Here is a 25,166-nt window from a genome sequence, read left to right as displayed (position 1 = left end):
GCTAGTATCCTTTCTTATTGGTATTTAAAAATCTAATTTCTCGATGATTTGATTAGCGACAACTTTAGCGCTTTGCTCATCAGTGCGTACAACAAAATCAGCTACTTCTTTATACAACGGTTCGCGTTCTTCAGCTAAGCGCTCTAATACATCACGAGGTGCTTCTTCTGTTTGCAGTAATGGGCGACGCTTGTCGCGCTGCGTGCGTGCAACTTGCTTTTCGATAGGTGTCTCTAGGTATACAACAATACCACGAGCCGAAAGCTTGTTTCGTACTTCTTTACTCATCACAGAACCACCACCAGTTGCAAGTACAATACCTTGCATTTCTGTTAGATCGCCAATGACAGATTCTTCACGAAGTCGAAAGCCTTCTTCACCTTCAAGATCGAACACCCAGGCAATATCTGCACCGGTACGGCGTTCGATTTCTTGATCAGAATCGACAAATTCAAGGTGCAATTGATCTGCAATGTGACGACCAATTGTGCTTTTGCCAGCCCCCATAGGGCCAACTAGAAATATATTACGTTTTTCAGCCATATCTTTTAGTACAAACGAACTCTAAAATTTGAAATAAAACCCCGCCTAACGACCTGGCCCCAAAATTAAGGAGGGGATTATCTCAGTAATTGATTGGGTATTTCAAGTCAATTAGAACAAAAAGCCAATTAACGAGCAATTAAAGTCAATAATTGCCCATTGTGTAAGAATAAATCAGTGTAAATTACTCTATTTGGATTTTCGGAGTAACGAAAATCAGCAATTCTTTCTTTTCATTGAACTCACTAGTGCTTCTAAACAGCACTCCTAGGTAAGGAATATCACCTAATAATGGTACTTTTTTAACTGAGTTAATGATTTGCTGCTGGAATATACCACCAAGTACCACGGTTTGACCATTCTCAACCAGTACTTGGGTTTGAATTTCTTGGGTATCAATTGCAACTGCAGGACCAGTTCCAGTTTGTACCGTATCACCTCGGGTATCTTGGGTAATGATTAAATCCAAGATAACTTTATTATCTGGGGTGATGTGTGGTGTTACCTCAAGACTCAATACTGCCTTTTTAAAGCTAACAGTTGTAGCACCACTTGAAGCAGATTCAACATACGGTATTTCGGTACCTTGTTCAATACGTGCTTTTTTCTGGTTGGCAGTCGTAATGCGCGGACTTGCGATAATTTCACCACGGTTTTCTTCTTCAAGCGCGGTTAGCTCTAAATCAAGTAACGTGCCATTTGCTAATTTAGCAACGTGCATACCAATACTGCCAGCGGCACCTGTGATAGGCAAGTTTACATTAAGGCGATCAGAAATACTTGGAATGGTGCCGTTAGAAATCGTATTAGCACCTTCTAAGGTACCTGAAATACCATCAGTGCCTTGTTGATCACTAAACCCCCAACGTACTCCTAAGTCTTCTTTTACGTTATCACGTACAGTAACCATACGTGCCTCAATAATAACTTGTCTAACCGCTATATCCAAAGTTTCGACCATACGGCGAACACTTGCAATGCTTTTAACGGTGTCTTTAATTAACAAGGTATTGGTACGTTTATCAACGGATACACTGCCGCGAGCACTAATAATGCTGTTAGTGTCGGTTTTCAGTAAATCAGCAAACTCTTCCGCTTTAGCATAATTCAAACGAATATATTCACTATAAAGCGGCTCTAAATCTTCAACTTGTTGTTTGGCTTTTAGATCTTTCGCTTCGCGGGCGGCAAGCTCTTCAGATGGTGCAACCATTAATATAGAGCCATCCATACGCTTATCTAAACCTTTAACGCGTAATACCACGTCAAGAGCTTGATCCCAAGGCACACCATCTAAACGCAGAGTTATGTTGCCACTGACTGAGTCACTGGTTACTAGGTTGAAATCATTATAGCCGGCAATAATTTGTAATACGGCACGCACTGAGATGTCTTGAAAGTTTAGCGTCATTGGCCGACCTTGATACTCTTTACCACCTTCTAAATATGAACGTTGCGAGTCATCTTTTTCAACTGTAAGAGTAAGGATATTTTCAATTTGCTGATAAGTAAATTTAAACGCTGCATTAGGAGTTATTACCACCCTGCTCATATTATTTTCTTTAAATGTCTCAATTGAGCTGACCACAGTGCCAAAATCTAGCACATCTAGCTCATATAATAAGTCATCTAAAATATCAGTATGATGAAATTCAGCAATAATTTTACCGCCACTTTCATGCACATCAATCGCAGCTTGAGTGTCTTGCAAGAATACTAATACTCGTGCTTCACCTTTTTCACCACGACGAAAATCAATAGACTGGATTGAGTTAATGTAATTGCCAGTCACTTCTTTGGCGGTATTAGCATCTTCTTGTGGCGTGATAGGATTATCGGAAACGTGTAATGAAACAAGATTATTATTAACCGTTGTTTGGTAAATTTTTAAACGCTCTAAATGAACAGTGACAATCAAGTTACCATCAGCAGCTACACTATTAACTTTTTCAATACCGCCTTGGTTGATTTGTACTTCACTTATACCTTGTTCAACATCAGTGGCATTAAAGCGCATTTCAATACGGGCTGGGTTATTAAATACCTGAACTTTTGGTTCTTCACTCAGCTCCTCATCAAATACCAGCTGTAACTGTGTTTCTCCAGCTATTAATGGGCTATAACGAATGTCATACAATAACGGAGTTGCCATTGCTGATTGCGTGATAAAAAGGGCAATAACAACAAACAAAGCCTGATGAATGCGATTACTCCAAGATACTCCCTTATGCATTTTAATTTTACCTTTTTTATTTTTAACTAGTGCCATTGGAGCCCGCCTCTAACATTTCAAGCTTCGTAAGACGTTCTTTCCAACAACCAGACCCGTCGGGTATTAATTCTAACAATTCTATATAATCACTTTTAACATCTTGTACAACACCATGATATAAACCAATATGATTACCAACAGTCACTCGGTGCAAAGTATCATCTGCAGCTTTAATTAATGCCCATGTTTGGCCACCAGAACCCAGTGTGCCTTTCATTGCCAGATTATCCAACGGATATTTCTCTAAAACTTCACGCGTACGATCAGGATCAGGATGTAAACAGTTTTTAACTTGGATCATGTTATTTTGAATAATTTCTGGCTGCGGCGCAACAAAAGGACTACGTAGTTGCTGTGCATTGTATTCAAAGTGCTCAAATTGGATCAGTTTTGGAATGGCCTCAACTTTAGGTGTAGTGCTGGCTTTTACCTGATCAATAAACTCTTTTTGCTCAGAGGTATCATCGTTACATGCGCTCACCAAAATACCGCCGAGTAAAACCAAGGCTAATTTTTTCATTTTTTAGCCCCTACTTTTTTCACGCCGCCTTCGTAGCGGTAAGTTTTGGCGACCACGCTAAATGTCAGCTTGCCTGAATCTGAACTAGTAATTGAAAAGTCATGCAAACTTACGATACGAGGAAGTTGCGCTACTTTGCCAACAAAATCACCAAACTCATGGTAGCTACCTATTACTTCAATTTTAATCGGCAACTCAGTATAAAACTCTTTTTCCACTTCTGGTAACCAGCCAATTTTAAGAAAGGTTAAGCCACTGGTCGTGCCCACATAAGATAAATCATCAAGTAAGCCTGGCGTTTCGTTTGAAGTCGGTAAGCGCTTTAGCAATAAAGAAAACTTTTCTTCCATTTCAACCATTTGTTGACGGTAAATTTCTAGATTACTCGCTAGTGAGTATTTCACTCGGTAGTTACTGCGTAACTCAACTTCTTTACTAACCGCATTATGGTAGCTGTCTATTTCATCTGAAACCAATAAGCTGTAACTGAAAAACAATACGAGGGCAGCTACAAAAGTGCAGCAAATAATCTTGACAACTATTGGCCAGTCGCCAATGTTTTCAAGCTCAATTTCGTTCCATTCAATCTCTGTTAACGCTTTGATATCAAGGTTCATTATTTAACCTCTCCAATCTTATCAAAGGGTTTTACATAAAATTCCATATTAAAATCACTCAATAAACGAGACGATTTTTCACCAGCAATAATACCTTGCATTATCGGCTTTTCGAGCAGATAGGAATTTTGTACTTGGCGTAACATATTTGACAAGTAATTATTTGATTCGCTACGACCAACCACATGAATTGCACTACCACGACGCTCTAACTTAGTTAGATACACCCCCGTTGGTACAATTTTGGCAACTTCATCCATAATTTGCGTACCCAAGTTTCGACTACTTTGCAGTTCTTCGATTAAGCGCATACGTTGCTGCAAGTTTTCTTTCTTTTTGTCTAATTCACGTATTTCACTAATACGTTTATCTAATTGGCCAATTTCAGCTGAAAGGTAATTATTTTTAATATTTTGACCATCTCGTAAACTACCGTAATAACTACTGAGTAAATACATACTGATAAAACTGCCAAGCACCACAAAAAACAAAACAGTGGCAAATTTATTCTGTGATTGTTTGCGCTGCTGTTCGCGCCAAGGCAGTAGATTTATATGTGGCATGATGAAAAACTCCTTAATGCCAAACCAGTCGCTATTGCAAATTGAGTACGATGACGCTGTAACACATTGCGATCGACATGATGGGAAATATCCATATTTTCAAAAGGCTCTGCCACTATGGTATGGATGCCTAGTTCTTCGATTAGCAGTCGATCGAGGCCATCAATCATCGCTGTGCCACCAGTGAGCACAATGTAATCGATTTGATCTTTGCCACTGGTAGTTAAAAACATCTGCACTGCGCGGCGTACTTGCTGTAATAATGAGGTTTGAAATGGTGCCAATACTTCAAACGTGTAGTTAGGCGGAAGATCGCCTGTAGTTTTACCTATTTCAGCTTCATCAAAACTTTTATTATAATAAGCTACTATGCTGTTAGTGTATTGATCGCCACCAAATACTTGGTCTCGGGTGTAAATCGTTTCACCGCCAAGTACCACACTTACCAACATAAGTACCGCGCCAATATCGACCACTGCTACACACTTATTAAATGCATCGCTTGGTAATTGCTGATAATACACATCCATTGCGCGACTCAGGGCATAGCTTTCTACATCAACTACTTTTGCTATTAAGCCAGCTGATTCTAATGCACCAACACGAGCTTCAACACTTTCGGTACGCGCAGCTGAAAGCAACACATTCATTTTGGAAGGATCGGCTTCGTTGGTACTGAGCTTTTCAAAGTCTAGGCTAACTTCATCTAAAGGATAGGGAATAAGGCTGTCAGCTTCGATTTCTATTTGCGACTCAAGCTCTGCATCTGAAAGCGTAACATCCATAAAAATTACTTTCGTAATGACGGTTTGTCCCGATACTGCTACTGCTGCCGAACGAATTGACTTTGGTAACTTACGCTTTAATTTAGTAATGATATTACCAATCGCCTCAATATCTTGAATATTGCGCTCAGCCATTGTACCTTTTGGCATTGGCTCAATTGCTAACGCTTCGAGCCTATAGCCACTGTCCGTTTCATTCAGTAACACTGCTTTTATAGCATGTGAACCGATATCTATCCCTACCATCATCGATGAAGACTTACTCAATAGTTGACTTAGCATGTTCGCAACTTGGCCTTTGTTTTAAGAATAAACAAGTTATAATTTTTATATGAAAAAATACTATTCATTTTTTAATCAATATATACTAGCAGTCTCCGATTCTAATTGGGAGTCCATTTAGGGAAAATATAAGTGATTTTATTAAAACGAACTTTACAATTTTTTATCATCTGCGCGTTTTTAGGGCTCATTACCTTAGTAAGCCTTTATTATTACGTTAAATCTGATATCCCCAGTGTGCAAGTTTTAAAAGACGTGCAATTACAAACTCCTATGCAAGTCTTTTCGAAAGATGGTTTGTTAATCAACCAGTTCGGTGAAAAACGCCGCATTCCAGTGACTATAGAAGAGATCCCACAACCACTCATAAATGCTATTTTAGCCACTGAAGATAACCGTTTTTATGACCATATAGGTATAGATCCTATAGGTATTTTACGTTCAGCGCTCGTATTAATTTCAACTGGTGAGAAAAAACAAGGCGCAAGTACTATAACAATGCAGTTAGCTCGTAACTTCTTCTTAACACGTGAAAAGGCCTATATTCGTAAAGTAAAAGAGATCTTCATTGCGTTACACATTGAGAACTTACTTACCAAGGATGAAATACTCGCTTTATACCTAAATAAAATAGAGTTAGGTAATCGTGCTTTTGGTATCGGAGCCGCTGCACAAGTCTATTATGGTAAGCAACTAAACGAGTTAACTTTAGCGCAAATGGCAATGATTGCAGGCTTACCAAAAGCGCCTTCAGCTTTAAATCCGATCAGAAACCCAGTTCGCGCCAAGGCACGCCGTAATGTGGTACTCAGACGTATGCTTGATGAAGGTTATATCTCTCAAGCAGACTACAACCAGAGCTCTCAAGAACCAATTACGGCAAAATTTCATGGTGCCGAAATAGACTTATATGCGCCTTATATATCTGAAATGGTGCGTGCAGAAATGGTCGCTCGTTATGGCTACGAAAAAGCATATAATACCGGCTTTAAAGTTTACACCAGTGTTGAATCTGACGTACAAGCCGCAGCGCAAAAAGCACTCGTTGATAATCTCCATGCATACGATATGCGCCATGGCTATCGTGGCCCAGAGCAGCAACTGTGGGATTTTGAAACGCAACCTGCCCTAAGCTCTAGTGAAATTTTAGCAAAGCTTGAGCCGGTAAAAGAAATTGCCCCGCTATTAACGGCAGCAGTTTTGTCTGTAGGAGAGCAAACGGCAACAGTGTTATTAAAAAGTGGTGAGCAAGTCACTCTAGACTGGGATAATCTCAAATGGGCGCGCAAATACATTACGCGTTACCGTCAAGGTTTCCCACCAAAAACAGCTGCTGACATACTCAATCCAGGTGAGCAAATTTGGCTACGTAAAAATGACGATGGCAGTTATCTACTCAGCCAATTACCTGAAGCCTCAAGTGCATTAGTATCGCTGGATCCGAATGATGGTCGCATTAAAGCAATTGTTGGCGGTTATAGCTTTGAACAAAGCCAATATAACCGAGCCGTGCAAGCAAAACGTCAGGTCGGCTCTAACATTAAGCCGTTTATTTATTCTGCGGCGCTGAATAATGGTTATACCTTAGCGTCTATTTTAAATGATGCGCCAATCAATCAATGGGACAAGAGCCTAGGGGTTGCATGGCGACCAAAAAACAGCCCTGCGGTATATAACGGCCCAATCCGTATTCGTCGTGCTTTAGCACAATCGAAAAACGTTATTTCGGTGCGCTTACTGCGCGGTGTAGGCTTGCAGCGCACAGCTGATCACCTATTAAAATTTGGCTTTCAAAATAATGATATCAATCGCAGTGAATCGCTAGCTTTAGGTAGTGCGTCAATCACTCCTTTAGAGCTTGCCCGTGGCATGAGCACATTTGCCAATGGCGGTCATTTGATCACCCCTTATTTTATTAATGAGATTCAAGACTCTGCAGGTAATGTGTTATTTAAAACAAAACCATTATTAGCGTGTGATCCTGTTACGCCTCAGCTAACAATGACTCAATTTGAGTCCACTACAGGGTTAAATACCAGCCAAACAGCAAATCATTGTGCGCCGCGCATCATATCTAAACAAAACGCGTTTTTGATAGCTGATGCGATGAATAGCGCAATTTGGGGGGGCGGTAGTTGGGCCCATAAAACGGGTTGGAGTGGAACCGGTTGGCGTGCTCAGGTATTAGATCGTCGCGATCTTTCCGGTAAAACGGGTACTACTAATGACTCTGTCGATACTTGGTTTAGCGGCTTTAACCGTAATGTTATGACCTCGGTCTGGGTTGGATTTGATAATCCAGGTAACCCGCTTGGTCGCTCGACTTATAACAACAACATGAATAATACCCAGATCTCTGGTGCAGAATCTGGTGCTAAAACAGCTCAACCGGCATGGATTGACTTTATGCGAGTAGCACTCAAAGATAAGCCAGAAGCACCAATCGAGCCACCTGAAGGATTAGTGTCGGTACGAATCGATCTAGCAACGGGACTCTTGAGTCAAAAGAACGATTACACTAGTCGCTTTGAATACTTTGAAAAAGGCACCTCGCCCACTAAGTATGTGATGCAGCATGTAGAAAACGTTTTTGAAGAAGAGACTAAAACAGAAGAAGAGCTGTTTTAATATTACTATGTCGCGATATAAAATCGCTGCTACATAAAAAAAGCGCCAATCGGCGCTTTTTTTATTTTACAAACTCAGAGCTCATTTTAAGTTTTGTATTAACCAATATAAATCAGAATGCACGCCTGCTGCGGTAACTTCTTTGCCTGCACCAGGACCTTGGATCACCAACGCATTATCGCTATACCACTGACTGTTGATAACAAAGATATTATCACCTGGAGTTAAGTTAGCTAAGGCATCACCCTGTGTTGCATAAGCCAAACCGACTTTAGCGGTTACTTTGCCATCAGCAATTGTTAACGCACCGGTATAACGCAGTACTTTGTTTTCTTTGGCAGCTAACTGCGCTTTTTCAGCAATAAAGTCATCAAGCAACTGCTTATTAGCTAAAAAAGACTGCCAATCACCTTGCGCTAGTTGCTCTGGCATCAACGGTGTTAAGCCAATCTCATCAAGCTCTAAGGTGAGCCCTAATTCACGGGCTAAAATAAGCAGTTTGCGCTGCATATCACGCCCTGATAAATCTTCTCGTGGATCAGGCTCGGTGTAACCCATTTGCTGCGCTTGCAACACTAAATCGGAAAACGCCACACTTCCATCATAACTGCTACACAACCACGATAAAGTGCCTGAGAACACGCCTTCAATATGGGTAATACTGTCGCCACTGTTTTGTAAATCAGCTAACGCAAAATTAATTGGTAAACCCGCACCAACACTGGTGTTATAACGCCATAGTAAGTTACGTTCAGCTAAATTACGGCGTAAATTTTGATACCAGTCATTATTTGCAGTGCCCGCATATTTATTAGCACTGATCAGGTGACAATCTAAATTAACAAACGCCGGGTAAAGCTTACTAAACGCTTCACTAGCAGTAATATCAATCAGCACTTTGTGTTCGTAATCGAGTTCGCTGATACGTGTCAGTAAATCAGCTTCTTGGTAATCTATTGCTTCGTTTTGCCACTGTGACTGCCATTGCTCAAGCACGATACCACTTGGGCTGAACAACATAGAGCGCGAGCGTAATAAACCAACCAGCTTAACGCTGAAGTGTTGCTGCAAACGATTAAGCTGCTGACTTAGTTGCTCAATAAATACTTCACCAACATTACCAAGGCCAGCAACAATAATGGCAAGCTCTTGGCCTTTGTTAATCAACTTATCATGCAATAAGGTCAATACATCACTATCAATAGATTGATCCGTTAGTAGTAATATGTAGTCTGCGTCTTGATGGCTAAAGCGCGGCACTAAACTTTGCTCACTAAGCACTTGCGTTGCTTGTTCAAATAATTGCGCTACATCATTTCGTGGCGCCACAACAGCGCAACCATGTAAGTTCGACTCAATAATATTAGCGCGCCCTTGCAAATGACTCACCACCTGATGAGTCGCTGCTGCCGGCACTAGTAAGTAGGTATCGCCGTTTTTAATAAAATGATGCAAGCTGTGTTGAATAAGCTGACTTAATTCGCCAATTTCACCGCCACGCAGCTGATCAATACGCAGTAAATCAATATTTTCTAAGGTAGTGATAAAACGCTTAGCTTTGCTGTAACCTTCTTTGACAATTTCTGTCGCGCTAGCTTCGCTGTCGTAACTACTGCGAACGACTAATTTGATATCAGTATTTTTTAATGGCGAGAGAGTTTTAGCATGTAACACTGGGTTGCCCAAACGCGCCAGTAAGTTTGCTTGGCCACGACATACTTTAGAATACTTAATCGCTTTTTTTACTTTACGAGGGTCGGTACTAAACACCCCTTGGGTATCAGTCCAAATTGATACCTGACTAGCATGACAATAACTGCTTAACAAAGTCGCGCTGTAATCACTGCCATTGCGCCCCAAAGTAACTGTATTTGCTTGGCAATCAGCGGCTATAAAACCAGTAACAATATTAATGCAATTGGCTGAAATTAACTCGGCACAGGCTTGTTGATTTTTTTGATGTAATAATTGCCCATCATTAAGGGTAAACAATTGACGAGCATCAACATCTTGAGCTGCAACATTTAACTGTTTTAAATAGCTAGCCAATAATCGTGCCGACCAAACTTCACCGTGAGCAAGCAATGCGGCTTCCTGTAAGCTTTGCTGTTGAGTTTGCTGTGCAATTAAGGCTAGCTCTTGTTCTAATACGTTTAATGCCGTATGTCGCGCTGCTGGACTCAATAACTGCTCGATCAAAGTACGTTGATGATTATCAAGCTGCAATAAAATATCACTCACTGCCTGTTGATCACCTTGCTGGTAACTCTGCCATAGCGTAACTAACGTATTAGTAGTTTTACCGGCTGCGGATACCACCACACAATCACCGGCTTCCGTATGGGCTAGAATAATATTTGCTACGGCCTGATAACGCTCTGCAGAACTAAGGCTAGAACCACCAAATTTATGAACTATATTTACCATTTTTTATTACCACAAAGCCGTATGTGCAGGAGTCAGTTTAAATGAGCTTGATTGCTCATCATCTTGTTGTTGAACAGAGGAAGCGATTACTTTTGCGCCGTGCTGAGCTTGACCTGGTTTCACTTTATTGAATACACGATCTAAGTCAGCGATTAAATCTTTTACATCTTCAATGCCCACCGAAATACGGATCAGGGTATCACCTACTCCCGCAGCAAGACGAGCAGTTGCCTCCATACCTGCGTGGGTCATAGTTGCAGGGTGACAAATCAAACTCTCAACCCCACCTAATGACTCAGCTAAGCTAAATTCTTCTAAGCTGGTCAAAAATTCTGCAGCATCATTAATATCACCTTTGATATCAAAGCTTACCATGCCACCAAAACCACGTTGCTGCTGTTTAGCGAGTTCATGCTGTGGATGAGATACTAATCCAGGGTAATATACTTGGCTTACATAAGGGGAGTTTTCTAGATATTGGGCAATAATAAAGGCATTTTCTTGATGCTGACGTAAACGAACATTCAAAGTACGTAAACCACGTAACGTTAAGTAGCTATCAAACGGGGCACCGGTAATGCCAATGTTATTAGCCCACCAAGCAAGCTCATCACCCAACTCTTGGGTAGCGGCGATCACCGCACCACCAACAACATCTGAGTGACCGTTAATATATTTAGTGGTCGAATGCACCACAATATCAACACCAAACTCAATTGGGTTTTGCAAAGCAGGTGATAAAAATGTGTTATCGGCACCAACCAACGCACCGCACTGCTTAGCAATCGTGGTGATCGCTTTAATATCGGTTAACCGTAAGATAGGATTACTCGGTGTTTCAATCCAAATTAGCTTTGGTTTTATCTCAAGAATTTTTTGATGATTTTCAGATTTAGTTAAATCTAAAACCACTAACTTTAATAAGCCACGCTTTTCAAGTGAGGTGAATAAGCGGTAACTACCGCCATAGCAATCATGTGGGATCACTAAAGTATCGTCACTGTTTAGCAGCTGAGTAGCTAAATGCACCGCAGCCATGCCCGTTGCAGTGATAATCCCCTTAGCGCCACCTTCAAGCTTAGCGAGCGTTTCAGCGAGTAAATCACGGTTTGGGTTGCCGCTACGGCCATAATCATATTGGCGCTTTTTATCAAAATCAGCAAATGAGTAGGTGGTCGATAAATGAATGGGAGGCACAACCGCGCCGTGATGTTTATCTGCATCAATACCATTGCGTACTGCAATGGTTGCTTTATTCTTTTGACTCATACCGTCACCTACAATTAAATGGATGTTTAGACGTCTAAAAGGTTAGAGGATCAAATTTAATAAGTCAAAGCATTTATGCGGTTTTAGCCGCAAGATTAGAAGTAAAAACATTTAAGCCGCTAGATGGCTAAAAAACAAGTATTTGACTATCTTTTTTAACACGATAGAATTTCGCCATCTTTGCGCTGCAAAAGGTCGCGCAAACAATTAACAACCTGAGGCAACGATACATCCTATGGCTAAATGGAATGGTGAATATATTCACCCATACGCAGAACACGGGAAAAAATCAGAACAAGTTAAAAAGATCACCGTTTCGATCCCGCTAAATGTATTAAAAGTTTTGACTGATGAGCGTACTCGTCGTCAAATTAATAATCTTCGCCATGCAACAAATAGCGAATTACTTTGTGAAGCATTTTTACACGCATTTACTGGCCAACCACTGCCAAACGATGAAGATTTACGTAAAGATAATCCAGAGAAAGTGCCTGAAGAAGTGAAAAAAATCATGCTTGAAATGGGTCTCGAAGTACCTGTACTCAACGAAGATTAAGTTATCATTTGTATATATTCCTGCTTCAGGAATGGGCTACAAAAAAACCTCAGTAACGTAAGTTACTGAGGTTTTTATTATTGTGCCATTACCAATTGCAGCTAAGCAGCTACTCCATGTAGTTTTCCGGCATATCAATTTGTGCAACACCAGAATCAATTGCCGCTTGCGCTACTGCTTTGGCAATGCGCGGTAATAAACGCGGATCCATCGGTTTTGGAATAATATACTGCGCACCAAATTCAAGTGTCTCAACACCCGCCGCTTTTAATACTTCCGCTGGTACTGGTTCTTTAGCAATGCTACGAATAGCGTCAACCGCAGCAATTTTCATTTCATCATTAATTTTGCTTGCACGCACATCTAGCGCACCACGGAAAATAAATGGGAAACACAGCACGTTGTTAACTTGGTTTGGATAATCTGAACGACCCGTTGCCATGATTAAATCATCGCGAGCACCATGAGCAAGCACTGGAGAGATTTCTGGATCTGGGTTTGAACAGGCAAACACTACAGGTCGATCAGCCATTAGCTTAAGATCGTCAGGAGAAAGTAAATTCGGGCCAGATACACCAACAAATACATCGGCATCAGCAATAACATCTTGCAGTGTGCGCTTATCTGTATTGTTAGCGAATAACTGTTTGTACTCGTTTAAATCATCACGACGAGTATGAATAACGCCTTTACGATCTAACATGTAAATATGTTCACGCAATGCGCCACACTTGATCAGTAGCTCCATACACGCAACCGCTGCGGCACCGGCTCCTAAACAAACGATAATCGCATCTTCGATTTCTTTGCCTTGTACTTCAAGTGCGTTGATCATACCAGCAGCCGTTACAATCGCGGTACCGTGTTGATCGTCGTGGAACACTGGAATGCTACAACGCTCGATCAATGCTTTTTCTATTTCAAAACACTCTGGCGCTTTAATGTCTTCTAAGTTAATACCGCCAAACGTATCAGCTATGTTAGCAACTGTATTGATGAAATCTTCGGTGGTATTGTGTTTCACCTCAATATCTATCGAATCTAGACCCGCAAAGCGTTTAAATAATAACGCTTTACCTTCCATAACCGGTTTTGAAGCCAATGGACCTAAGTTACCTAAACCTAAAATAGCGGTGCCGTTAGTAATAACCGCAACCATATTGCCTTTACCGGTGTATTTGTAGGCATTAGCGGGATCAGCAGCTATTTCACGTACCGGTTCTGCAACACCGGGGCTGTATGCGAGTGCAAGATCCTGTACGGTTTCAGCTGGCTTTGTAAGCTCAACGCTAATTTTTCCTGGAACGGGGTGCGAATGGTAATGTAAAGCTTGTTCACGAAAGTCTGACATAACGCGATTTTATCCTGCAAGTAAGTTAAGTTGAAAGTGAGAGTAAGCAGTTCTTATATCTTATAGGGAACGATACCTATATTATAATTAAATTCAAGCAATATCAGGTCTATCCTGTTATATGCTATATCCGTTAATTTTATGCGTTTTGTCAGCATTTTTTGCAAAAAAGCTTCAATTTTCGGCTATAAAAACGCCACAAAGCATCAAAAAACCCATCTTAAAATGCTCATTATGCAACGCTTTAAAGCAAAAATAATGGCCTATGACTAAAAACCATCAAAGTAAGACGTTAACAACATTTAACCGCAAAAGACCTAACTTTACCGACAAAAACGTTTAATTTATCGCTTTAACGAGAATGACAATATAGTCAACAAATCACTATTTGTCTGTTATTTACTCGCTATACTGGATATAAAAGTGGGAAATAGTCACAACATAATGAATGCGTAAAGCTGGAGCACTAGAGCAAGAAATAAAGACTAAAAGGCGGTGTTTTTAATAAATAGCAGGCATAAAAAAAAGCACCCTAAGGTGCTTTTTCCGACAAAACAACAAGAATTACTTGCTGCTAAGTGAACCGAAACGCTTGTTAAAGCGATCAACACGGCCACCTGTGTCTAAAACTTTTTGCTTACCAGTGTAAAACGGGTGACACGCAGAACATACGTCTAAGTGAATGTCTTTACACAGAGTAGAACGAGTTTCGAATTTATTTCCACATGAACATGATGCTGAAATTACTTCGTACTTAGGGTGAATACCTTCTTTCATAGAAACCTCTAGTTAAGGCCGCATCGCTCTCCAAACCCGGAGTCTGGCACCATACGTCGTTAAAACAAATTATTTAGGACGCGTATTCTAAGCAACAACCCCACTTGCTACAAGCTTTAAATGTCGTTTTTGCTAATAAAATGAACAAAAGTTTTAAAGAAGATATTTGCAGGTAGGTTTTCAGCCATAATTTTAGTACATTAACTCCCTTATTCGTTCTTGTTTGGGTTGTTATGAGTTTTGTTGAAGTTGCTATAAAAGTACCGTTGCATCGCACCTTTGATTATCGCATTCCAGAGCAACTCGATGGTTTATCGGTGATGCCTAAAGTCGGTGCGCGGGTATGGGTGCCATTTGGTAATCAGCGCAAAGTTGCGGTAGTACTGGCGCTAAAAACCAACACCGATGTGCCGGTTAATAAACTTAAAGCAGTGCTTGAAGTGATTGATGATGAAGCCGTTTTATCAGAGCGACATATCGAATTATTGCGTTTTACTGCGCGCTATTATTGCTACCCACTAGGTGAAACAATTCATATCGCCCTGCCTGGCGCGCTGCGTCAAGGACTGTGCCCAGATAAAAGCAGTATTAGTATGGTGGCACTAACTGAAAAAGGCGCTAAATTACCGTCTTTAAAAGCAAAGAGCCAACTAAGCTTACTCAAACAACTGGCAGATTCGGGTAAATCATCACTTACAGAATTAAAAGCGCTGGGGTTTAGTAAAAAAACTATCGACAGCTTACTTAACAAGGAGCTGATCAGCCAAACGATTGAACACGACAACCAATGGCAACAACAACTTCCCACCGTAGGCACTAAGCCGACTTTAAATAAAGAGCAAGCAGTAGCCTGTACCACCATTAATCAAGCGGTCGGTTTCAATAGCTTTTTACTAGAAGGTGTCACTGGCAGTGGTAAAACCGAGGTTTACTTACAATGCCTTGAAGAGGTTTTAAAACGCGGTGAACAAGCACTCGTACTAGTGCCTGAAATTGGCCTTACGCCACAAACGGTTAATCGATTTCGTCGTCGCTTTCCTGATACGCCGATTATGCTGTGGCATTCAGCACTGACCGATAACGAACGCTTACAAACTTGGCGCTTTTGTGAAAAAGCCAGTTGCGCAATTGTGATTGGTACACGTTCGAGTATCTTTTTACCATTTTTAAAGCTTGGTATGATCATTGTTGATGAAGAACATGACGGTTCATTTAAACAACAAGATACCTTACGTTACCATGCCCGTGATTTAGCCGCATACCGCGCTTTTCAACATAAAATACCGCTGATCTTAGGCTCAGCAACCCCGGCGCTCGAAACCTTGCATAAGGCAATTCATAATAAATACCAACTACTGAGCCTAACACAACGTGCGCAAACCAGTACCGACAATAAATTTCAGCTGATTGATATGAAAGGCCAGCCGGATCAAGCTGGTATAGCTCATGCCAGTCTTGCCACTATGCGTCAGCATTTAAAACGAGGCAAACAAGTGATGGTATTTTTAAACCGTCGCGGTTTTTCGCCTACCCTGATTTGCCATGAATGTGGTTGGTTAAGTGAGTGCACACGTTGCAGCACTAGTGCGACTTTTCACAAAGCCATCGGCCAGATGATTTGCCATCACTGCGGTGAACAAGAACACGTGCCGCATCAGTGTCCAGACTGTGGTAGTACACAAATATTTCCTAACGGCAAAGGCACCGAACAAATAGAAGAGTTTTTAACAACCGAGTTTCCTGATACCCCGATTAGCCGGATTGACCGCGACTCAACGCGTCGTAAAGGCAGTTTAGAAAAAGCCCTAGACGATATAAACCAAGGCGGTGCACGGATTTTAGTTGGCACCCAAATGCTTGCCAAAGGTCATCACTTTGCTGATGTGAGCTTAGTATTGATCCTTGATGTCGACGGCGGCTTGTACTCGTGCGACTTTCGCGCCACAGAGCATTTAGCACAATTGGTTACTCAGGTGGCTGGCCGTGCTGGGCGCAGTGGCGAACCTGGTCATGTATTATTGCAAACTCACTTTCCCGAGCATCCTTTATTACAAGATTTAGTCAATAATGGTTATCAAGATTTCGCCCGTTTTGCACTGCAAGAGCGCGATGACGCACAGCTACCACCAATAACTAATATGGCGATTGTCCGCGCCGAAGGTCACAACATAAAGCAAGTGGTCGATTTTTTAACAGATTTAGTTCCAGTCCAAGGTCTAACTGGTATACAATTGCTAGGTCCGATCCCTGCACCGCTCGAGCGAATTGCAGGGAAATATCGCTTTCAATTGCATATTCAAGCGCTCGAACGCCCTCTATTACACCAATATCTCGCGCAAATGGTAGACTACTTAAGTACCAGTAAATTAGCGCAAAAGGTGCGATGGAGCTTAGATGTAGATCCAATAGATATGATTTAAGGTTAAAAGCCCAATACCACCATGGCACAACACGATTTTATTAATAAAAAACCGGGCAACCGTAACAGCAAAAAAACAGCGCCACCGAAAAAACCATTCCCCGTATTATTAGTACTGGTTACCGTGCTACTTGTTGGCGGTTTTAGTTTTGGTTTATGGTATGTCAAAACCAATGCAGATCCAAAGCTGGTTGAACAACAAGCAAACCCAACACCTGCAAAAGTGCAACAAGAGTTGCCTAAACCACGCCCTCCTGAATTCATAAAAGAAATCAAAGAGCATGAAATTCAAGTTGAAGTAAGAGAGCTTGAACAAAAAGGCCCTTATGTAATGCAATGCGGCTCATTCAGAACCCATGGCCAAGCAGAAACCTTAAAAGCTAAAATTGCATTTGCCGGATTAATCGCCGAAATTCGTGAAACAACCGGCACTAACGGTGTCTGGTATAAAGTGCGTTTAGGTCCTTATAAAACCAAACGTTTAGCCGAAAGTGATAAAAACAAACTAAAGCGTAGCAAAATAACTGGTTGCGGAATTTGGAATTGGACTTGATTTTAGCCCATTAACCCATATTAACTCATCATCAATCGCTTTTAACGAGTCGCCCCTGCGACTCGATGATGAGGAATAACATGACCACTATTGTAAGTGTACGTCGCGGCGATAAAGTCGTCATTGGTGGCGATGGCCAAGTTTCACTTGGTAACACCGTAATGAAGGGCAACGCCCGCAAAGTTCGACGCCTTTATAATGGCAAAGTGATCGCCGGTTTTGCTGGCGGCACTGCTGATGCCTTCACCCTGTTCGAACGTTTTGAAAGCAAGCTTGAAATGCACCAAGGCAATCTAACCAAAGCCGCTGTTGAAATGGCTAAAGATTGGCGTAGCGATCGCGCCTTGCGCAAACTCGAAGCATTACTTGCTGTTGCCGACTCCACAGCCTCACTGATAATTACTGGTAACGGTGATGTTGTGCAGCCTGAAAATGATTTAATTGCCATTGGTAGTGGTGGTAACTTTGCCCAATCAGCTGCAACTGCCCTACTTGAAAACACCGATTTAAGCGCCCGCGAAATTGTTGAAAAAAGCCTGACAATTGCCGGCAATATTTGTGTATTCACAAATAACTTTCAAACCATCGAAGAATTGTAATAGGAACTGCTATGTCTGATATGACTCCCAGAGAAATCGTTCATGAACTTGACCTGCATATAATTGGTCAAGCAAAAGCAAAAAAAGCAGTGGCTATTGCCCTTCGTAATCGCTGGCGCCGCATGCAATTAGATGAAGATCTTCGCGCTGAAGTAACGCCGAAGAATATCCTGATGATCGGTCCAACCGGTGTTGGTAAAACTGAAATTGCCCGTCGTTTAGCAAAACTTGCCAACGCGCCTTTCATTAAAGTCGAAGCGACTAAGTTCACTGAAGTGGGCTATGTTGGTAAAGAAGTTGAAACCATCATTCGCGACTTGGTTGATGTATCAATCAAAATGACCCGTGAGCAACAAACTAAAAAATTCAAACATCGCGCAGAAGAAGCTGCCGAAGAACGTATTTTAGATGCACTACTAACTCCAGCTAAAGATTCGTCTGGTGAAAGCCAACGCGATGAAGGATCTTCAACGCGTCAGATTTTCCGTAAAAAATTACGCGAAGGTCAATTAGACGATAAAGAAATTGATATTGATTTAGCTCAAGCACAACCAAATGTTGAGATCATGGCACCACCTGGTATGGAAGAAATGACCAACCAGCTGCAAGGCATGTTCCAAAATATGGCGGGTGACAAGCGCACTAAACGCAAACTTAAAATTAAAGAAGCGTTTAAATTATTGGTTGAAGAAGAAGCCTCTAAATTAGTAAACCCTGAAGAGCTAAAAGAGCAAGCAATCTTCGCAGCCGAACAAAACGGTATTGTGTTTATCGACGAGATAGACAAAATCTGTAAACGCGGTGAATCATCAGGTCCAGACGTAAGCCGTGAAGGCGTACAGCGTGACTTACTGCCACTGATTGAAGGCTCAACCGTGAGCACTAAGCATGGCATGGTGAAAACTGACCATATGTTGTTTATTGCCTCTGGCGCATTCCAAATGGCAAAACCATCTGACATGATCCCAGAACTACAAGGTCGCTTACCTATTCGTGTAGAGCTTGAAGCATTAACCGCTGACGACTTTAAACGTATTTTAACCGAACCACATGCCTCACTGACCGAGCAACAACATGCACTACTTAAAACAGAGCAAGTAAGTGTAGAGTTTAGCGATGACGCCATTGAGCGCATTGCCAAAGCGGCATGGCAAGTTAATGAAAAAACCGAAAACATTGGTGCACGTCGCCTACATACGGTAATGGAAAAACTGATGGAAGAAATTTCCTATGATGCATCAGAGCAAGCTGGCACCAGTTTAGTCATTGATGCCGCCTATGTTGAGAAGCATTTAGGTGCACTGGTTGAAGATGAAGACCTAAGTCGCTTTATTCTTTAATTTTAAAACTAGAACTTAGGGCCCAGGCTCTAAGTTCTAGGTTCTAGGCTCAATACACAGGCATAACAATGAAACAAGTTATCAAGGTACATCATCATACCGTTAGCAAAACCCTTGATGTCTATTTTGACGATGACACCCACTGTACTTTTAGTAGTGAGTTTTTACGTGTTCATTCACCGTCTGCCGAAGTACAAGGCCATGGTAACGAACCAATGAAATTGGTACTCGGTAAATCGCAGGTTAGCATCAAAAACATCGAGCCAGTCGGCCACTACGCACTGCGTTTAGACTTTGACGATGGCCACAACAGCGGTTTATTTAGCTGGGCATATTTCAGCCACCTACAAGCTCAACATGACGATTTATGGCAAACCTACCAACAACGCCTCGCAGAACATAATGCCAATAAAGACAGCGTACCGATCAAGTTTGTACCTTAGCGAGTTTGCGAGAGTATAGTTAGCGAGTTAAAAGGTTCAAGGTGAAAGTTAGCGCAGCTCGGCGTTAAAGTTAACTATGTGGTTGTGGTTGAGTGTAGCGAAGCGTAACGAGAAGGTGCTAGGTAAAGGTTTTAATAAGCCCTAAATAGTCTGATTGCCGTAAGCTACTTACAGCTGCATCGACAGACGATGTAAACAAATTTGTTTATTGATTTTAAGTTGGCCGTTACCGAATTTAAACCGTCAAAGGTAATACTATTGCCTATTGACTGAGTTAAGACTCATATATGTTAGGGTTGCTTTCTGACTTTAAACTTATGATAAATAAAACCAATAACAAATGATATTACTAAGCATGCCGCAATTAGTTTTACACCTAACATTTCAAGAGGAGACTGACCTTTTGGAAAATAATCAAAATATGAAACACCACTGTTAAAGCATTCACCAAAATTTGGCTCAATAATATCAACAAAACCTGAACAAAATAATGCAGAACTACCATAAGATAATATAAATAATATCAGTAAAATCCAGCTTAAAAGTTTCATTGATACTCTCGTAATCCTAACGAGCCTTTAGAATAACTCGTTTTTAATTTATTTTTTATTGATGCATTAACCATAGCCGAGTTGCTATTTTGATTCAATCGCTTAGTAATAATCATGTCAGATTATCAGTTATTTAAGCACGCCAATACTAAGCGCTACGTTTCCCTCATTTACTGCTCATTCCCTTCTCTTTGTGCAAAAAAATTTAGTGAATTATTTACAAAGTGGTTAAGAGGCGCTGCGCTTAAGAGGAAAATAAGCAAATGCTGCGCTAATAACGTGAAGGCTATTACGTTGCGCTTATATGTGTCTGCCTTAAGCTACTGCCTTAACAGCCACATCGTCAGACGAAGTAAACAAATTTATTTATTGATTTAGAATTGACGGTCAAAAAGAACACTAGTGCCTATTGACAGAGTTAAGGCTCATATGTGTTATATTTCTTTTGTTATTGACTTTGAAATCTACTAGCTAACTTTGAATATATACTCACAAATTTTTGCTGTAGAGTTTTAGATGGTACTTCATCATGGCTTTCTGGAAGAGCTTTAAAATGATTTCCTTCACCTAGCCACTCTCTATTTAAACCTGTTTTTTCATTAAATTCTTTTTGTTCTGATTTGTTAGCATAATCAATGACCCATTGTTGCCCGCCATTATCGTAATAGGTAAACTGTCGCGAAAAACCTAATTCTTTATTTAAAGATGAAAAACGTTCTACAAAATGATCTGGTATTATGCCCGTTTTCTCCAATTTCCATCGCTTAGGTATACCGTTAACTTTAAAATCAATCCATTCCCAATCATCTGAATCTGTATCTATTGTTATATCTGAAAAAATCATATCACCATGGGTAATAACTCCCATTCTTTCCATAAACCATTTATATTCAGATCTAGAATCAAAGAACTCTAAATCGAACCAAATACAATCATCTGTATAATTGCGTCCTTTTACAGCAGAATCTCTCCATCCATAGAAATAATATAGAATTGAAAAAGGGTTCTCTTCAATATGTTTTTCCGTTTCTTCTTCCCATGTCATTTCATATACATCACGAAGAATTAGCTCTTTAGTTACACCTTCTGCGAATTCGTAGCCTAAATCTTTAAATACTTTGATTTGTTTTTCAAGATCCATATATAACCCCTTTGATAGCATAGATGAAAGCAAAATTCTCATGAAATATAATGCCACAAGCAGCGGAAAACACACGAACGTTTTAGCGCAGCCAGTGAGTGATTTTCCGATGACTTGGTTTGTTAGAAGCATATTTCCAAAATGTCATTCTACGGCCTCAATCAATCGTCCAGTCATTGAGATACCAACAAGACTAATTGGTGAGTCAGCAGCGAAAACGTAAAACCAAACTATTTGCATTTCCTGGTCTATTGAACAAACTTGGCTCTTTAGGTGAACAAATGCAAAAATCACTTCTTCAACACTGTATTTATCACGAAGAAATGACATAACTTTTTCTGTTGCACTACCAATTGATATTGGTGGTTCGCCATCACCTAAGCCCCAATTAGGACGGTTTAACAAATCATCTGGTGTAATAAATAGCTTTTTACCATTCCTCTCAAAAGTAGAGGACTCAAAGCAGCTGGGAAAGTAAGCATCAGCACTTACATTGATAGAAACTAAAAATAAAAGTAAATAAAGTGCTCTCATATCCATCCGTGCTTATAACACACCAAAACGGTTTATATTATATACTCTTATAATTCCACCAATAATTACCTTTGTAAACAAGTAATTAAAATAGCTAAAATTCAAAGCTTGTTATTTTGCATCAAAACGGCGGTTAATAATGTTATCAGACAAAATTAGGATCCTACTCAAAAAACAGGACTAAGTTTAACTTTTACCGGCGTCCGCTTTTGCTCATAAATGCCAGTTAGATGAAGTCCAAGTCTATTTATCGAAACTGTAAGATAAGATATGAGCCACTACAAATAATCATAACTTTTCTATTATTTAAAGCACTGCACTTTAGAGTAAAAAGATTGATATCGCCCTTGCCTATTTACTTTAAGTTAGCTATTACTTGCTCTCTGGTAGCCTAACTTTTTTATATGTTTTATTACACTTTGGACAAAAGATGTCTAAATCAAACTTATAATTCACACATTGAAAAAAGAATCCATAAACCTTACTGCCAATTTTTATGAATGTGAGGATAAATGCTGTTGCAACCATTAAGTTAAACTCATACATTCCAGCCTTATCAAGAGCCCAGTCAATAACAAGCTCAACGATTAAAAGTGCAACCACTTTTTTGTGTTTTTTAATTGCGGCAAAAATTAGAACGGCAAAAGCAATAAAGCGAGCAAAACTTTGCGACTCCTCAGCTAAGAAAGCCACAATCCCAATGGGTATAGATAAACAAAGGCTGAGAAAGATAAACCCAACCATGTCTATTTTTGACATCCAAAAATGTATTTTGAAATCTTTTTTAGCCGCACACTGATTACACTTTAGCAAAGAGGCTCCAATTAACTGGTTTATCGTCGAGAAATAAAACTGAGAGTAACCTTTAACCTAAAAATAAAAATAAAAAAGTGTGAAAACAAAAAAGCCATAACTTTCAAACAACTCAGGGCTGCTTAAAACTTATGGCTTAGCGCTTAAAGCTCAGCTAACTCCTAGAGCCTAAACCCTAGAACCTAGCTTCTGTTTTTAAACCTTAAACTTATCTATCGCGGCGTAAAGTACCCTAGCTTGCTCTGATACTTCTTCGCTAGTTTGTGCATTTCTTGATGAATGAGCTGAGGCATCTTCGGCGATATCACGAATACGCACGACGTTTTTATTCACCTCAGAAGCAACTTGGCTTTGCTCGTCAATTGCGGTGGCAATATGCGTGCTCATTTCCATAATAGTTTGCACATCTTCGGTAATAGAGTTCAGTAGTTCACCCGCCTTTGTTGCTTGTGCTGCGCTTTCGCCGCCTTGTGTTCGGCATCGTTGCATTATGCTTACGACTTCTTGAGTACGCCCTTGTAAAATCGAGATAATACTCTCAATCTCTTTGGTTGACTCTTGAGTACGCTGTGCAAGTGAACGCACTTCATCAGCAACAACAGCAAAGCCTCGGCCTTGCTCTCCGGCGCGCGCAGCTTCGATTGCCGCATTGAGTGCTAGTAAATTAGTTTGTTCAGCGATACCACGAATAACATCCAATACTGAGCCAATAGTTTCACCGTCTTTTTCAAGCTGTGATACTACGGTAGAGGCATTACCCAGTGAATCGGATAATTGATTGATCTGCTTAACCGTTGCTTCAACTTCTTTGCGCCCCTGTTGAGCACTTTGATTAGTTGATTCTGCTTTTTTGGCTGCGGCCTCGGTATTATGAGAAATGTCTTGAATGGTGGCTTGCATTTCCGTCGCGGCGGTTGCAACCATATCAGCTTCATGCAACTGCTCTTGCATACCCGAGCTCGTTGCTGCGGTGCTCTCCGATAAGTGATCGGTAGCAATATTTAAAGTCGTTAAAGCTGTATTTACTTCGTAAATGAGTTTTTTGAAGTCACTTATAAGACTATTAAAATCAATTGTCATGGTGGTTACTTCATCTTTACCACTGTGTTCTATAACAAGTCTTAAATTATTATTTCGACGAATTTCATTGATGGTGTGATACACCCGTTCAATTGGGACGATAATCGAACGACTTGTAAAGTACACCAAGATCATCACCAGCAAGCTGGCAACAATAAAAATTATTATTGCGAGCATTTGCGTTTTTGCAGCAGTAGACTCAACTTGCTGCTTAGTTGCAGTTGTAATTAAAGTAACTAAATCATCACTTTGTTTAACGCTGTCTCTCATTTTACCAAGTGCACCTGAACCTAAATCCAGACCTAATGCAACTTGCTCATCAACTAACGATTTAAACTTACTTTTATAAATAGCAAGTAAACGTAACAGCTCTGACTGGTCACTTGAAGCTAAGTTTTCGTTGCGAATTTGGCGCTCAAGCTCCGATACACCGTCTTCAAAACGAGTTAAATATTTTAGGTCAAAACGCAGCATAAAATCTTTTTCAGAGCGTCTAAGCTGTAACATCAAAGTGAGTAAATGATAGTTATCTTGTTTGTCTAACAACGTTTCCATTTTATGTACTGCGTCTCGCAGTTCGCCATAAAGCGCATCTTTGGGGTGTAAGCCTATTTTCTTCTGTAATTGCACAACCTTTTGAAAATCATCATTATACTGCTTAGCAAGTACTGCAAATTGCTCTACTTGCACAGTGGCAATATCAAGCTCGGCTGATAATTGAGCCAATTTTTTAATTTTAATCTGCAACTGTTCATATTCTTGATCGAATAACTCTAAGCTGCTTTCTTGTTTATAAAACAAAAAGTCTTTTTCGTACTTGCGCATTGACAGTTCATGTATATCGAGTTTTTCAGCATACTGAATCGTTTCATTTAGTTTTAGCATAATGCGTGCCTCATAAATAATAACGCACAACATAACGACCATAGCGAGACCAACAACTAATGCATTGACTTGTAAACGACGTTTAATAGTCAAATTTTGGAGTAAACTCATTAACAACAGCCTATAAAATAAATCACTGCAAGATAGTATAGTTAAATAACTAACAATTGGCTTACATTATTATTGTTTTTTACTACAGTGTTTTAAAAAATCAGTTG

At 40.4% G+C, this 25,166-nt stretch carries 22 protein-coding genes; 7 read left to right on the top strand and 15 right to left on the bottom strand.

Annotated elements, in window-relative coordinates; translation table 11 throughout:
* Window positions 1-24: 24 nt before the first annotated feature.
* From aroK to H5163_RS10400, 6 genes are all read right to left on the bottom strand, one after another.
* Complete coding sequence (gene aroK / locus H5163_RS10425) at window positions 25-543, bottom strand: shikimate kinase AroK (RefSeq protein WP_008466255.1); 519 nt, start codon at window positions 541-543, stop codon at window positions 25-27.
* A 184-nt stretch (window positions 544-727) separates the two neighbouring features.
* Window positions 728-2,812: a type IV pilus secretin PilQ gene (locus H5163_RS10420; protein WP_182735073.1), complete on the bottom strand. Its 2,085-nt coding sequence runs from the start codon at window positions 2,810-2,812 to the stop codon at window positions 728-730.
* A complete protein-coding gene (locus H5163_RS10415; RefSeq protein ID WP_182731697.1) occupies window positions 2,799-3,335 on the bottom strand; it encodes a pilus assembly protein PilP in 537 nt (178 codons plus the stop codon). The genes H5163_RS10420 and H5163_RS10415 overlap by 14 nt, the downstream gene beginning before the upstream one ends.
* Window positions 3,332-3,952, bottom strand: coding sequence for a type 4a pilus biogenesis protein PilO (locus H5163_RS10410; protein ID WP_182735072.1), 621 nt, complete (start codon window positions 3,950-3,952; stop codon window positions 3,332-3,334). The genes H5163_RS10415 and H5163_RS10410 overlap by 4 nt, the downstream gene beginning before the upstream one ends.
* Window positions 3,952-4,515, bottom strand: coding sequence for a PilN domain-containing protein (locus H5163_RS10405; protein WP_145238523.1), 564 nt, complete (start codon window positions 4,513-4,515; stop codon window positions 3,952-3,954). Before H5163_RS10405 ends, H5163_RS10410 begins: the two co-directional genes overlap by 1 nt.
* A complete protein-coding gene (locus tag H5163_RS10400) occupies window positions 4,503-5,582 on the bottom strand; it encodes a pilus assembly protein PilM (protein WP_145238520.1) in 1,080 nt (359 codons plus the stop codon). The genes H5163_RS10405 and H5163_RS10400 overlap by 13 nt, the downstream gene beginning before the upstream one ends.
* 132 nt (window positions 5,583-5,714) lie before the next feature.
* Here H5163_RS10400 and H5163_RS10395 point away from each other — a divergent pair, with 132 nt between their 5' ends.
* Complete coding sequence (locus tag H5163_RS10395; protein ID WP_182735071.1) at window positions 5,715-8,210, top strand: penicillin-binding protein 1A; 2,496 nt, start codon at window positions 5,715-5,717, stop codon at window positions 8,208-8,210.
* 81 nt (window positions 8,211-8,291) lie between these two features.
* On the opposite strand, the gene metL is transcribed toward H5163_RS10395, so the two are convergent.
* The gene (gene metL / locus H5163_RS10390) at window positions 8,292-10,637 is read right to left on the bottom strand and encodes a bifunctional aspartate kinase/homoserine dehydrogenase II (RefSeq protein WP_182735070.1); all 2,346 of its coding nucleotides are present in this window, start codon (window positions 10,635-10,637) and stop codon (window positions 8,292-8,294) included.
* A 6-nt stretch (window positions 10,638-10,643) separates the two neighbouring features.
* The gene (gene metB / locus H5163_RS10385) at window positions 10,644-11,906 is read right to left on the bottom strand and encodes a cystathionine gamma-synthase (RefSeq protein WP_145238511.1); all 1,263 of its coding nucleotides are present in this window, start codon (window positions 11,904-11,906) and stop codon (window positions 10,644-10,646) included.
* 235 nt (window positions 11,907-12,141) lie between these two features.
* Here metB and metJ point away from each other — a divergent pair, with 235 nt between their 5' ends.
* Window positions 12,142-12,462 (top strand): met regulon transcriptional regulator MetJ, encoded by a 321-nt coding sequence (metJ, locus tag H5163_RS10380; protein ID WP_016709540.1) that lies wholly within the window; start codon window positions 12,142-12,144, stop codon window positions 12,460-12,462.
* Between the two features lie 109 nt (window positions 12,463-12,571).
* Here metJ and H5163_RS10375 read toward each other — a convergent pair whose 3' ends face one another.
* Complete coding sequence (locus H5163_RS10375) at window positions 12,572-13,813, bottom strand: malic enzyme-like NAD(P)-binding protein (protein WP_145238508.1); 1,242 nt, start codon at window positions 13,811-13,813, stop codon at window positions 12,572-12,574.
* A gap of 564 nt (window positions 13,814-14,377) precedes the next feature.
* Complete coding sequence (gene rpmE / locus H5163_RS10370; protein ID WP_145238505.1) at window positions 14,378-14,590, bottom strand: 50S ribosomal protein L31; 213 nt, start codon at window positions 14,588-14,590, stop codon at window positions 14,378-14,380.
* Between the two features lie 233 nt (window positions 14,591-14,823).
* On the opposite strand from rpmE, the gene priA reads away from it, so the two are divergent.
* The 5 genes from priA to H5163_RS10345 all read left to right on the top strand — a co-directional run bounded on the left by priA (window position 14,824) and on the right by H5163_RS10345 (window position 19,944).
* Window positions 14,824-17,010, top strand: coding sequence for a primosomal protein N' (priA, locus tag H5163_RS10365; protein WP_182735069.1), 2,187 nt, complete (start codon window positions 14,824-14,826; stop codon window positions 17,008-17,010).
* 21 nt (window positions 17,011-17,031) lie between these two features.
* Window positions 17,032-17,562 (top strand): SPOR domain-containing protein, encoded by a 531-nt coding sequence (locus H5163_RS10360; protein ID WP_149982624.1) that lies wholly within the window; start codon window positions 17,032-17,034, stop codon window positions 17,560-17,562.
* Between the two features lie 80 nt (window positions 17,563-17,642).
* Window positions 17,643-18,161: an ATP-dependent protease subunit HslV gene (hslV, locus tag H5163_RS10355; RefSeq protein ID WP_145238496.1), complete on the top strand. Its 519-nt coding sequence runs from the start codon at window positions 17,643-17,645 to the stop codon at window positions 18,159-18,161.
* An 11-nt stretch (window positions 18,162-18,172) separates the two neighbouring features.
* On the top strand, window positions 18,173-19,501 hold the full coding sequence (gene hslU, locus H5163_RS10350; protein WP_182717691.1) for an HslU--HslV peptidase ATPase subunit: 1,329 nt from the start codon (window positions 18,173-18,175) through the stop codon (window positions 19,499-19,501).
* A gap of 68 nt (window positions 19,502-19,569) precedes the next feature.
* Window positions 19,570-19,944, top strand: coding sequence for a gamma-butyrobetaine hydroxylase-like domain-containing protein (locus H5163_RS10345; protein ID WP_182735068.1), 375 nt, complete (start codon window positions 19,570-19,572; stop codon window positions 19,942-19,944).
* A 290-nt stretch (window positions 19,945-20,234) separates the two neighbouring features.
* Here H5163_RS10345 and H5163_RS10340 read toward each other — a convergent pair whose 3' ends face one another.
* From H5163_RS10340 to H5163_RS10320, 5 genes are all read right to left on the bottom strand, one after another.
* On the bottom strand, window positions 20,235-20,495 hold the full coding sequence (locus H5163_RS10340; RefSeq protein ID WP_145238485.1) for a hypothetical protein: 261 nt from the start codon (window positions 20,493-20,495) through the stop codon (window positions 20,235-20,237).
* 448 nt (window positions 20,496-20,943) lie between these two features.
* Window positions 20,944-21,636 carry a hypothetical protein gene (locus tag H5163_RS10335; protein ID WP_182735067.1) on the bottom strand — a complete coding sequence of 231 codons (693 nt, stop codon included), beginning with the start codon at window positions 21,634-21,636 and terminating at the stop codon, window positions 20,944-20,946.
* Window positions 21,637-21,780: 144 nt separating this feature from the next.
* Entirely contained in the window at window positions 21,781-22,170 is a 390-nt protein-coding gene (locus tag H5163_RS10330) for a hypothetical protein (RefSeq protein WP_182735066.1), read from the bottom strand.
* 372 nt (window positions 22,171-22,542) lie between these two features.
* Window positions 22,543-22,983 (bottom strand): hypothetical protein, encoded by a 441-nt coding sequence (locus H5163_RS10325; RefSeq protein WP_182735065.1) that lies wholly within the window; start codon window positions 22,981-22,983, stop codon window positions 22,543-22,545.
* 195 nt (window positions 22,984-23,178) lie between these two features.
* Entirely contained in the window at window positions 23,179-25,059 is a 1,881-nt protein-coding gene (locus tag H5163_RS10320; RefSeq protein WP_145238482.1) for a methyl-accepting chemotaxis protein, read from the bottom strand.
* Window positions 25,060-25,166 lie beyond the last annotated feature (107 nt).

This window comes from Pseudoalteromonas sp. SG44-8 (genome assembly GCF_014164125.1).
Taxonomy (GTDB): Bacteria; Pseudomonadota; Gammaproteobacteria; order Enterobacterales; family Alteromonadaceae; genus Pseudoalteromonas; species Pseudoalteromonas rhizosphaerae.
The sequence above is the reverse complement of the archived record's forward strand: the minus strand, read 5'-3'. Positions and strand labels throughout refer to the sequence as shown.